9 protein-coding genes are annotated in these 12,642 nt (G+C 53.4%); 8 read left to right on the plus strand and 1 reads right to left on the minus strand.

The window, feature by feature from the left end:
- Positions 1–872: 872 nt before the first annotated feature.
- The 8 genes from OXG10_02965 (at position 873) to OXG10_03000 (ending at position 11,691) form a co-directional block, all read left to right on the plus strand.
- A complete protein-coding gene (locus tag OXG10_02965; GenBank protein MCY3826332.1) occupies positions 873–1,985 on the plus strand; it encodes an AAA family ATPase in 1,113 nt (370 codons plus the stop codon).
- A 2-nt stretch (positions 1,986–1,987) separates the two neighbouring features.
- The gene (locus OXG10_02970; protein MCY3826333.1) at positions 1,988–2,680 is read left to right on the plus strand and encodes a DUF4276 family protein; all 693 of its coding nucleotides are present in this window, start codon (positions 1,988–1,990) and stop codon (positions 2,678–2,680) included.
- 3 nt (positions 2,681–2,683) lie between these two features.
- Positions 2,684–5,806, plus strand: coding sequence for a type I restriction endonuclease subunit R (locus OXG10_02975; protein MCY3826334.1), 3,123 nt, complete (start codon positions 2,684–2,686; stop codon positions 5,804–5,806).
- Between the two features lie 139 nt (positions 5,807–5,945).
- Entirely contained in the window at positions 5,946–6,965 is a 1,020-nt protein-coding gene (locus tag OXG10_02980) for an amino acid ABC transporter substrate-binding protein (GenBank protein MCY3826335.1), read from the plus strand.
- Positions 6,966–7,019: 54 nt separating this feature from the next.
- The gene (locus OXG10_02985) at positions 7,020–8,192 is read left to right on the plus strand and encodes an ABC transporter permease subunit (GenBank protein ID MCY3826336.1); all 1,173 of its coding nucleotides are present in this window, start codon (positions 7,020–7,022) and stop codon (positions 8,190–8,192) included.
- 69 nt (positions 8,193–8,261) lie between these two features.
- Positions 8,262–9,314, plus strand: coding sequence for an amino acid ABC transporter permease (locus OXG10_02990; GenBank protein MCY3826337.1), 1,053 nt, complete (start codon positions 8,262–8,264; stop codon positions 9,312–9,314).
- Between the two features lie 80 nt (positions 9,315–9,394).
- Complete coding sequence (locus OXG10_02995; GenBank protein ID MCY3826338.1) at positions 9,395–10,114, plus strand: amino acid ABC transporter ATP-binding protein; 720 nt, start codon at positions 9,395–9,397, stop codon at positions 10,112–10,114.
- A gap of 269 nt (positions 10,115–10,383) precedes the next feature.
- Positions 10,384–11,691, plus strand: coding sequence for an ATP-binding protein (locus tag OXG10_03000; protein ID MCY3826339.1), 1,308 nt, complete (start codon positions 10,384–10,386; stop codon positions 11,689–11,691).
- 153 nt (positions 11,692–11,844) lie between these two features.
- Here the strand turns inward: OXG10_03000 and OXG10_03005 are convergent, their stop codons facing one another.
- Positions 11,845–12,474, minus strand: coding sequence for a hypothetical protein (locus OXG10_03005; GenBank protein ID MCY3826340.1), 630 nt, complete (start codon positions 12,472–12,474; stop codon positions 11,845–11,847).
- Positions 12,475–12,642 lie beyond the last annotated feature (168 nt).

The following is a 12,642-nucleotide window of genomic DNA, read 5'->3' on the forward strand; positions in this document are numbered from 1 at the left end:
GTCAAATCAGGTAAGGGCAATACGCAAAAGTTTGCCAGAACAAATTAAAAATCTCGGTGTTGCTCCTGTCCGCGTTTCCCTCATTCCCCAAGCTATAGCTAAGACCCACCGTCCCGAAAAACTGTTTTCAGGAAACACATGTCCAATAACGGAACAACCGCATTTGGGGAACTTTGGACTTTTGCTGCTGGTACGACGATACAAGTAAAGAATTAGAGCATGATTCGCAACATCGGGAGGCTATATACGATTCTTACGAGATAGAAATTAAATTTGATGAAAAAGACTCATTCGGTTTTCCGAAGGTCTATGAAACTTCCGGAAAGATCTTGCGATTTTCAACTGATTCAGAAATAAAACTGCAAGACCTTCATGTTGATAAAAGTGATTACAACAGTTGTTGCTTGGGAATATTTCCTGAGTACCGATGGAAAAGCGCGACAGATTTCATATTGAAAAAAGTTGTTTCGTTTTTTTACTGGCAATCCCACAGGAGAACAAAAGGAGAAGAACCGTGGAAGGGACACGCTCACGGAGACAGAGGCATCGAAGATGCCTTAGCTTTAGTATCTCATAGAGGTAAGGGCAGAAATCGCAATGCTTTGTGTTACTGTAACAGTAACAAGAAATACAAGAAATGTTGTTACCAGAAAGACTCAATATTGCGGTCAAGGTTGTTGAAAGTAAAAACGAATAGGAAAAAGTTTAGAGGTATGGCCAAACCTAGTGCATGAAATCATGATCAAGCAATGGTCGGATTGCCCATTCTTACCTCTAATCAAAGAAAGAGAATATATGTTGGTTATGTTACTTCAGTTGTCATGCAGTTTGCTCTTTCAAGCAACAGTTGCCGGAAGAGCTATAAAAATCCCATGTCTCAACTAAAACAACTCACTGTCCGCGGATTCAAGTCAATCCGCAGTCTCGAAAATTTCGAGTTAAGACCTCTGAATGTCCTGATTGGCGCCAATGGAGCCGGTAAAAGCAACCTTCTGAGTCTGTTTAAAATGCTCTCTGCACTTTCTCAGAAGCGACTTCAGTTCTTTATCAAAAACGAGGGTGGATCGGACACGCTGCTGTTCGGCGGACGAAAACTGACTTCAAGGCTTGAAGTGGCTCTGTCATTCGAAAACAACCGCTACGAATACGAGTTTTCACTTGAACCTGCATCCGACTCAGTAGCTTTCTCCGGCGAGAAACTCTCCCCAGAAATTACTGAAGACACCGTTGCTGACAGTTCCAAGACGGAGTCCGGCAACACAGTATGGCCCGGCGGACATAGCGAGGCACGCGTGGCGGATATCAATCATGGAGAATTCACATCCTACGTGCTGTCAGATATGGAACAGTGGCGCGTGTTTCATTTTCAGGACATGAGTGATACGTCCCAGGTGCGGCTGCTGTCGGATGTGCGCGACAACCTTCGGCTAAAACCGGACGCCGGAAACCTTGCGCCTTTTCTGCGTCATCTCCGAGAACGCCACCCTGACCATTATCGAAGGATCATTGAAGCAGTGCGGCTCTCAGCTCCATTCTTCGGGGATTTCGTCTATCGAAAGAACCCCGGTGACCGGATGGACCTTGAATGGTTTGAGGCATGGGGGAACCCAGACAGACCGCTTGGTCCCCGACAGTTCTCAGATGGCACGCTACGTTTCATCTGTCTTGCCACTCTGTTAAATCAGCCTGAGAACTTTCCACCAAACCTCATTCTTATTGACGAACCGGAGCTGGGACTGCATCCATACGCACTCACCCTGCTTGCCGAGATGTTAAAACAGGCAGCCGATTCACGGCAAGTAATCGTCTCGACGCAATCCGCAGACCTTGTAAATCACTTTGAACCCGAAGACATAGTGGTTGTCGACCGCAGGGACGACGAATCCGTTTTCAGAAGACTGAGTTCGGAACACCTTACCTACTGGCTTGAAGACTACACTCTCGGCGACCTCTGGAAAATGAATGTGCTTGGCGGCAGACCTTAGCCATGAAGAAAGTCATCATCGTCTGTGAAGGACAAACCGAGGAAGCTTTCGTGAACAAACTCCTCTATCCCGAGCTTTGGGCTAAGGGAGTGTTCACAGAACCTCGCATCATCTCTACTTCGCCTCTTGGAAAAGGCGGTGTGCTGAGCGGAGAACGTGTGCTCCGCTACCTCAGAAACACCCTTCGGGAACGGGGAAACACCTATGTCACTACATTTTTCGACCTGTTTGCCCTGCCGCAGGATTTCCCGGGACTGAAGAATACGCCCATGGCGGCGGGCCCGCTTGACCACGCAACAGAAATTGAAACAGCGCTTCACAATGCCGTCGTTCGCGAAGCCGGGTGCCTGCCCGAACGCTTTTTTCCCCACATTCAGCCCTACGAATTCGAAGCCCTGCTGTTCTCTGACACGACCGGTTTCGTGAGAGCGGAACCAGCGTGGAAGGCATTTGCCGGAAAACTCGCGAGCATACGCGAAAACGCAAAAAGCCCCGAGTACATAAACGACGGGGCTGACACGCACCCTTCGGCACGCCTTCAAAACCTTCTTCACCCGAGATACAAGAAGGTCACCCACGGCGCGGGAGTCTCGGCAGAGATAGGCATTGACCGCATACGATCTGAGTGTCAACATTTTGACCAATGGCTCTCACGCATTGAGGCCGTTATCCCGCTGGAACAGCAGGAGATATAGCACATGGCACTATTATCGGAATCAGTAGTGGAAGAAGCGGCTCTCGGATGGTTCCGTGAGATCGGTTATCTGGTAATCGGCGGAGCGGACATGCAGCCAGGCAAAAACTCCCTCCGCGAAACCCACAAAGACGTACTGTTCCCAACAACTCTGCGCGAGGCGCTCTCCCGGCTGAACCCCGAACTTCCCGCAGAAGCCATAGACGATGCCGCGCGCAAGGTGCAAAACCCCGAGGGACCGACCCTTGAGGCCCGAAACCGCTCGTTTCACCGGATGGCCGCAGACGGCGTGACGGTTGAGTACCGCGGGGGCGATGGCGCAATCCGTGGCGCGCAGGTGCGCGTATTTGATTTTGACGAACCCGGCAACAATGACTGGATAGCGGTTAACCAGTTCACCGTGTCTGAAAACGACCACAGCCGCCGCCCCGACATCGTGGTGTTCATAAACGGCCTTCCTCTGTCCGTGATTGAACTTAAATCCCCCGTTGACGAAAACGCGACAATTTCATCCGCATGGAACCAGATACAGACCTACAAGGAAGAGATTCCCTCGCTTTTTGTCTTCAACCTGGCGCTTGTCGTATCAGACGGGGTGGCCGCGCGCATAGGCACCCTCACGGCAGGCCTTGAATGGTTCAAGCGCTGGAGGACAATCGAAGGCGAAAGCCCGGCTCCCACCTTCTACCCTGAACTCCAGGTGATTGTTGAAGGCGTTTTCGAGAAAAACCGGTTCTGTGAGCTTCTGCGCGACTTTACAGTTTTTGAAAACGACGGCGCGGGAGCGCTCGCGAAAAAAATGGCCGGCTACCACCAGTTCCACGCGGTAAAGGTGGCCGTGGCGGAAACTCTTCGCGCCGCGAAACTCAGCCGGGAGGCGCACGAAGAAAATCAGGACCCTTACCGCAGACACGGCGGAGACCCCGGCGACCGGCGCATCGGGGTGGTATGGCACACCCAGGGATCAGGAAAGAGCCTGACGATGGTGTTCTACGCGGGGAGAATCATACGCGAGCCCGCGACGGAGAACCCAACCGTCGTGGTGCTGACGGACAGAAACGATCTTGACAACCAGCTCTTCGGAACGTTTTCCCGCTGCGCGGACCTGCTGCGCCAGCCGCCCGTTCAGGCCGAGAATCGCGAAGATCTGCGAAACAGGCTTTCGGTGGAATCGGGGGGAGTGATTTTCACAACGATCCAGAAATTTTTTCCCGATGAAAAGGGCTCCCGCCACGCCACGCTCTCCCGGAGACGCAACATAGTGGTGATAGCAGACGAAGCCCACAGAAGCCAGTACGAATTCGAAGACGGGTTCGCCGGACATGTGCGCGACGCGCTTCCGAACGCGTCTTTCATCGGCTTCACCGGAACTCCGATCGAGCTTCGCGACGCGAACACCCGGGCCGTATTCGGCGACTACATAAGCGTCTACGACATAGAGCGCGCCGTGGAAGACGAGGCGACGGTGCCGATCTACTACGAAAGCCGCCTCGCGAAGGTCGTACTTGACGAGGACGAGAGGCCGAGGATTGATCCCGACTTCGAGGAGGCTACCGAAGGAGAGGAGATAAAGAGAAAGGAAAAACTCAAAACCAGGTGGGCGCAGCTTGAAGCGATAATCGGCACGGAAAAGCGGCTGGGACTGGTGGCGAGGGATATTGTCGAGCATTTCGAGACAAGGCTTGAGGCCATTTCGGGAAAGGCCATGATCGTCTGCATGAGCAGGCGCATATGCGTCGACCTCTGCGAAGAGATCGCGAGGCTTCGTCCCGACTGGCACCACGAAGACGACGAAAAGGGAATTATGAAAGTAGTCATGACAGGTTCTGCTTCCGACCCCGCGGGCTGGCAGACGCATATCCGCAACAAGACAAGGCGCGAAGCGCTCGCCAAACGCTTCAGGGACAGCGGCGACCGCTTTCAGGTCGTTATCGTGCGGGACATGTGGCTTACCGGCTTTGACGCACCCAGTCTTCACACGATGTATCTTGACAAGCCGATGCGCGGCCACGGCCTGATGCAGGCTATAGCACGCGTAAACAGGGTGTTCGGAGACAAGCCGGGAGGCCTCGTGGTCGATTACCTCGGAATATCAAACGAGCTTAAAAACGCGCTCGCTAACTATACGCAAAGCGGAGGCAGAGGGAAAACCACCCTTGATCAGAAAGAAGCCGTAGCCGTGATGACGGAGAAATACGAGATATGCCTCGGGCTTTTCCACGGATTTGACTGGTCAGGATGGGCGGAGGGGTCCGCCGAGGAGAAACTGAAACTGCTTCCCCGGGCCCAGGAGCACATACTCGCGCAGGAAGACGGAAAGGACCGCTGTATCCGCTGCGTGCGCGAACTCTCCCAGGCCTTTGCCCTGTCGGTGCCCAACGAAAAGGCTCTCGGAATACGGGATGACCTGGGATTCTTTCAGGCCGTGGGGCAGAGTCTGGCCAAGCGTTCTCCTGACACCGAGATTCCGGATGAAAAGCTTGACCACGCGGTGCGCCAGATAATCTCGCGCGCCGTGGCCCCCGAAGGAATAGTGGACATATTCGCCGCCGCCGGGCTCAAGAAACCGAATATCTCCATACTGTCAGACGAGTTTCTGGCCGAGGTTGGGGAAATGAGACAGCGAAACCTCGCGGTTGAACTCCTTCAGAAACTTCTCAAAAGCGAGATATCAGCCCGCAGACGCAAAAACGTCGTCCAGTCAAGGTCGTTTACAGAGATGCTTGAGCGGACAATCCGCCGCTACCAGAACCGCTCCATAGAAGCAGCCGCGGTCGTCGAGGAACTGATTGAACTCGCAAGGGAAATGCGCGAGGCCGCCGCCCGTGGAGAAAAACTCGGACTCTCGGAAGAGGAACTCGCCTTTTACGACGCCCTTGAGACAAACGACAGCGCCGTCAGGGTTCTTGGAGATCAGGTGCTGCGCGCCATAGCCCAAGAGCTTGTGGAAACCGTGCGGAAGAACCTTGAGATCGACTGGACTCTTCGCGAGAGCGTCCGCGCGAAACTGCGTCTGCTTGTAAAAAAGGTGCTGCGCAGCCACGGCTACCCCCCTGACAAGCAGGAAAAAGCGACCCGCACCGTGCTTGAACAGGCAGAACTTCTGTCAGCCGAGTGGGTAACATGAAATTCTTCACGACAAATTCTTCACGACAAATTGAAAAATGCCGGGAAATATGATTTTATATTGCTTTGGCGGAAGCAGTGCTGATCTATCCGCGGACTAGCAGATTCAAATCATTTTATTCCAAAGGAGGCTCAGTTTTATGAGAGCAATAAAGTTTCTGGCAGTTATTGCCGTACTGTTTTTATCCACAGCCGTGTCCCAAGCGGGCACGCTTGAAGACGTTAAGACAAGGGGGAAGGTAAACTGTATTGTTTCATCGGGACTGGCGGGATTCGCGTCGCCGGACGAAAAAGGCAACTGGACGGGTTTTGACGTTGATTTCTGCCGCGCCGTGGCGGCCGCGGTGCTTGGAAGCGGCGACAAGGTGAAGTTCGTCCCGTCCACGAACAAAACGCGTTTCACGCTGCTTAATTCCGGCGAAGGCGACATCCTGTTCCGAAACACCACCGAGACGCTAAGCCGCGATGTCGACCTTAAGCTCACGTTCCTGCCGGTGAACTATTATGACGGTCAGGGCTTCCTGATTCGCAAGGATCTGGGCGTAACCTCGGCCACGCAGCTCGGCGGAGCGTCCATCTGCGTTCAGGCAGGCACCACGACGGAACTCAATCTGGCGGACTACTTCCGCTCAAACAAGATGAAGTACGAACCGGTGAACACCGAGACCAATGAGGAAAGCATAAAGTCCTACACGAGCAAAAGATGCGACGTTTACACCACTGACGCTTCAGCTCTGGCCTCGACCCGCGCCGCGCTCAAGAATCCGTCGGCACACGTAATTCTTCCCGAGATCATCTCGAAAGAGCCTCTCGGGGGCGCCGTGCGCCACGGCGATGACCGCTGGGCCGACATCGGCAAATGGGTTGTGAACGCGCTCATAATCGCCGAGGAGATGGGCATCAATTCGAAAAACGTGTCCGGACTCGCCTCAAAACCCGGGAAAAACCCGTCCATGAACCGTTTTCTGGGCACTGAAGGCAGCATGGGTCAAATGCTCGGTCTTGACAACAAATGGGCCGTTAACGCCATCAAGGCCGTAGGCAACTACGGGGAGATATTCGAAAGGCATCTGGGAACAAAAACCCCTCTTGCCCTGGAAAGAGGGCTTAACGCTTCCTGGAAAAACGGAGGGATTCTTTACGCGGCGCCCATCCGCTGACCGCGGACGGACATGAAACCGTAACGATTTAAGCCCGGGAGCAGCAAGAAGAAAATGCGTCCGCATGTTTTTTTATCTCGAGTATGGAGAGATGAGCACTCCCGGGCGGTAATCGTTCAGACCGCGGCGGTTGTACTGATTTTCGCAACCCTGGCGTACCTCGTAAGAAACGCCGTAGTAAACCTGGAAGCCATAGGCAAGGGGTTCAGCTTCGCTTACCTATGGGAACCCGCAAGCTACGATATAAGCCAGACGCTAATAGAATACACATCCCGTTCCACCCACTTTCGCGCGATGCTGGTGGGAATTCTTAACACCCTGCTCGTGGCCGCGTGCGGAATCGTTCTGGCGACGGTCGCGGGTTTCGTACTGGGGGTCCTCCGTCTCTCAAAAAACCTGCTCGCAAGCAAACTCGCCCATATCTACATAGATTACGTAAGGAATGTTCCCGTACTGCTTCACATACTCCTTGTGTACGGAATCATAGTGACCTCTTTTCCCGCGCCGAGAGAGGCAGTAAGTCTCGGCAACACGATTTTTCTCGCGAACCGAGGATTCTACATTCCGAAACCTCTTTTCGAACCCCTGTTTATGGGGGTGCTGGGAGCGCTTGTCGCGGGCCTTGCCTTCGCCGTATTGTTCCGCAGATACGCGGCCAGAGTGCAGAGGGACACGGGCAAGCACTACCCCGTATTCTGGATATCGCTAGGTGCGGTGCTGGGAACTCCGCTTGTCTCCTATTTTCTACTTGGCTCACCGATCACTTTCGAGATACCGGAATTCAGGGGATTTAACTTTCAGGGAGGACTGGTGGTGCGCCCGGAATTCATGGCTCTCTGGCTTGCGCTTTCCCTGTATACTGCGGCATTTATCGCCGAGATAGTAAGGGCGGGAATACTCGCCGTTAACTACGGGCAGACCGAGGCGTCACTCTCACTCGGGATAAACCGCTCAAGGACGCTTAGTCTGATCATAATTCCCCAGGCGCTCCGCGTGATAGTACCGCCGCTTACCTCTCAGTACCTTAACCTCACGAAGAACTCTTCCCTCGCCATCGCAATAGGCTACATGGACATAGTCGCCACTATAGGAGGCATCTCGCTTAACCAGACCGGCAGGGAAATGGAATGCATGATCATAGTGCTTGTGCTTTACCTGATACTGTCGCTTCTGATATCGGCCGCAATGAACGTATACAACAGAAGGATCAAGCTGGTTGAACGCTAGGAGGAGATCACAATAAACGAGCAGAGCTACAAAGTCGGAGAACATCCCGATCTTCCTCCGCCTCGGAGCATGATAGGACCGTGGGCGTGGGTAAGGAAAAATTTTCTTTCAACTCCCACGAACATAATCATAACAGCTCTTGCGTGCTGGCTTATAATTGAGACCGTCCCGCCGCTTCTTGAATGGCTGTTTTTCGACGCAACCTGGACGGCCGAGAACCGTGACGAGTGCAGAGCCAAGGCCGCAGGAGCGTGCTGGGCGGTCATCAGCGAACGCCTGAGCCTGTTTACCTACGGTTTTTATCCCGCGGCGGAGCGCTGGAGGGTCAATCTCTCGTTCGTGCTTCTGATCCTCACGCTTATCCCGATACTTTTCGACAGGGCGCCGCTTCGCAGGTATTCCCTTCACATCGCCGTAGCCTTTCCCTTCGTCGCCGCCTGGCTTCTGGTCGGCGGGTTCGGCCTTACGCCCGTTGAGACGGATCAGTTCGGCGGGTTCATGCTCACGCTTGTAATCGGCATAACGGGCATCGCCTTTTCGCTTCCGCTCGGGATACTGCTGGCTCTCGGACGCCAGTCAAATCTTCCAATCATCCAGATATTTTCAATAGGCTTCATAGAATTTATCCGCGGAGTGCCGCTTATAACTCTTCTATTCGTGGCCTCGACGATGCTCAATTACTTCCTTCCCCCGGGAATGACTTTCGATCTGCTGCTGCGCGTGCTGATCATGGTGACGCTGTTTGCATCCGCGTACATGGCGGAAGTCATCCGCGGAGGACTGCAGGCGATACCGAAGGGACAGTTCGAGGCGGCAGACTCAATGGGGCTTCATTACTGGTCGTCAATGCGGCTTATAGTACTTCCCCAGGCGCTCAAGATCTCCATACCCGGCATCGTGAACACATTCATAGGGCTCTACAAGGACACGACGCTTGTGATCATCATAGGGCTCCTGGACCCGCTGGGCATAGGCAGGGCGTCTCTCGCCGACACCAGGTGGACGGGACTTGCGAGCGAGGTTTACCTGTTCGTCGCCATATTCTTCTTCATATCATGTTTCGCCATGGCAAGGTATTCTCTTTATCTGGAAGATAGGCTTAAAACCGACTACAGAAGATAAGAGGAAAAACTCAGATGACGCAGAAACAGGAAGCGATTGCCGGGAAAACGGACCCGGCGCCGGAGGATTACTCAGTAATAATGCGTGGAGTGCACAAGTGGTACGGCCAGTTCCACGTGCTCAAGAACATAAATCTCAACGTGAGAAGCGGGGAGAAAATCGTCGTATGCGGCCCCTCGGGTTCTGGAAAATCGACACTGATCAGGTGCATAAATCGTCTTGAGGAGCACCAGAGGGGAAAAATCATCGTCGATGGAATAGAGATTTCACACGACCTGAAGAACATCGAGGCCGTCCGCCGCGAGGTGGGCATGGTGTTTCAGCATTTCAACCTGTTTCCCCACCTCACCGTGCTTGAGAACTGCACTCTGGCCCCGATATGGGTCCGCAGGATGCCCTTGGCGGAAGCAAACGCCCTGGCCATGCAGTACCTAGAAAGGGTGAAAATTCCGGAGCAGGCGCACAAGTACCCGGGCCAGCTTTCAGGCGGTCAGCAGCAGCGCGTGGCGATCGCGAGAAGCCTCTGCATGAAGCCCCGGATCATGCTGTTTGACGAACCCACGTCCGCGCTTGACCCCGAGATGATAAAGGAAGTGCTTGAGGTAATGATACAGCTCGCAAACGAGGGAATCACGATGATATGCGTCACCCACGAGATGGGATTCGCGAGAACCGTGGCCGACCGGGTCATCTTCATGGACGGCGGCGAGATAGTCGAGCAGAACAACCCGGACGACTTTTTCCATAACCCCCAGCACGAAAGAACGAAGCTGTTTTTAAGCCAGATACTGAACCACTGAACTTTCACCCTCTGAATCTTTTCCGGAACGGCAAAAGGCAACTCTCAGATCGCCGCTTCATTCCCTCGTCTTCGGATACTGAGAACCTGACGGGAGATTTCCAGCTCCAGATGGGGATTTTTGACTGTTCAGCGCAAGGTGCTTTCCCGTCTGGCAACCTCGAAAAAAAACTTAACCTTGCAATCAGCGACTCCTTAACCTTGCAATCAGCGACTCCTTAACCTTGCAATCAGCGATATAAAAATTATAATTTCCCTGTGAACAACATAATGCTTTATCCACGCCATATAGAACCACGCTTGACTGAGGCTCTTGAAGATTCGCCGGTCGTCTTGATTCACGGCCCCCGTCAATGCGGAAAAACAACTCTGGCACAAATGGTGTGTGCTCCCATGCATCTTAAGCAGCATGGAACCGATTCAACGCAGAATCAGACGAATGCGCCACAGGCAATAAGAGCTTCCGGGTATCACTATATTGATTTTGATGACAGCACAGTATCCAAAACCGCCAAGAAAGACCCTATGGGCTTCGTTGCCGCACTTCCCGAGCGCGTCATTCTGGACGAGGTACAGCATGTACCCGAAATCTTCTCCGCTCTGAAGATACAGGTAGACCGAAAACGCATGCCCGGCCGCTTTGTAATGACGGGTTCCGCAAATGTATTGCAGATTCCGAAACTTTCAGACTCACTGGCAGGCAGGATGCGGATAATTCGTCTGTACCCTCTTTCGCAATGCGAACTTGAGAACCGGTCTTCCTCCCGCTTTCTTGACGCCCTTTTCGGAGGCGGGTTCAGGGTTGAAACAACAGAGCGTCTCGGCAGGAATCTCTTCGAACGTATCGCGGCGGGTGGATACCCCGCCGCTTTGGCGTTACCATCCGACCTGCGGCAGACAGCCTGGTACAGGGATTACCTACATCAACTGCAGACAGACATACTTGATTTCTCCCGCATTAGTATGCCGAATTCGCTTCCGCAGTTACTGGAATCGTGCGCGGCCCAGACTGCGGGACTGTTCAATCTCTCAAGTCTGGCTTCATCATTTCAGCTGAGCCGACCGGCCATAGGAGGCTATGTAAGGCTGCTCGAGGCTTCTTTCCTGATAGAGAGGTTGCTCCCATGGCAGAGCAACCACCAGAGCCGTCTCGTCAAAACGCCGAAACTTCATATAGGCGATACGGGCCTTGCCTGCGCCCTTCTGGGTATAAATGCCGCGGGCCTCGAAGTTGACCGACCGCTTCTGGGGCAACTCCTTGAGACATTCGTTTTCCATGAACTGCGGCGCCAGGCAGTCTGCCGTGACGATTTTATGTCGTTCTATCACTACCGCGACCGAGACCGCGCGGAAGTCGACATCGTTATTGAACGCGGAACCATGGAAGTGGCAGGCGTAGAGGTGAAGGCATCAGGAACGGTAACCATGGCCGATTTCCGAGGCCTGCGCAGACTCAGGGATGCTGTAGGCAGCCGCCGGTTCAAAGGAGGAGTGGTGCTCTACGACGGAGAGGTATCAGTCGGATTCGGCGAAGGATTCTACGCTGTACCGCTTCGCATGCTCTGGGAAAAGAGTTAGACGGCATCGTGGCCATAGGAGGGTGCGACTCTACCGCGTCAATCAACTTTGCACTAGCGCGACAATCAGGATGACACTCTGGGAATGGTGTCTGAAACGGAAGTCCTGAAACAGGATATCAGGTTTGTGCGCGACGTGGAATTCGGCAAATGATCACGAATCCGGTTGTTCCCGCAAATAGCAAGTTTCTTCCACCGATTCTTCCAAAAAAGGCAAAAGCTGCCGCTGCCCGTCATGGTAGACTGCCGCGTTGCCTCCTGTTGTAAGGCTCTTTTCACCATCGCCCGACGTGTTAACCTCGTAATCAACACAGACGACGATCCCGGGAAGAGTATCCGTCCGAGCACATAACTGACCGTCTTGAGTTGCCACCCAGTCTCCCTTTATCTCGGGTGGTTCCGTTCCTATCATGCAGACACTCCAGAATTCCTGTTCCTCTTCGTAACCTGCCTTTGCGGTAGCAGAAGTACTCCCGTCTGCGTGAAGATACTCCTTGCTGCCCTGACAGTCCCAGTAAGTGCCCGCAGGGGAGACCACTGCTTCCGGATGGGTTCCCCCCTCCGGCAGGGGTTCCTTCCTTGTAAAGAGAGGATGGTTACAATCTATTTCATCCTCGCTAAGGAATCCGTCATTATTATTTTCACCGGACGAATCCTTCGCATACAGGCTATACAGCGCAGCTCTCTCGCCCTCTATTCTGGCAATATCAGAACTGTTATCTCCTCCACCGCCGCAACCTGAGAAAACGAACATCATCAACAGGAACATTGACAGGTATTTCATTCCGAATCCCCCTTCAAAGATTGGGAGGCGGGGAACCGTAACGGGGCTGCCTCCCAAGCACTCAGAGTCAGGAGTATACCCTCAGTACGTAACAATGTAAAAACAAATTATCCAGAGCCTCTTGCAAAATTATTGATTCAAGCGACTTCCTGAAGAATCTTACCACTT

The organism is Candidatus Dadabacteria bacterium, from assembly GCA_026706695.1.
Lineage (GTDB): Bacteria > Desulfobacterota_D > UBA1144 > Nemesobacterales > Nemesobacteraceae > Nemesobacter.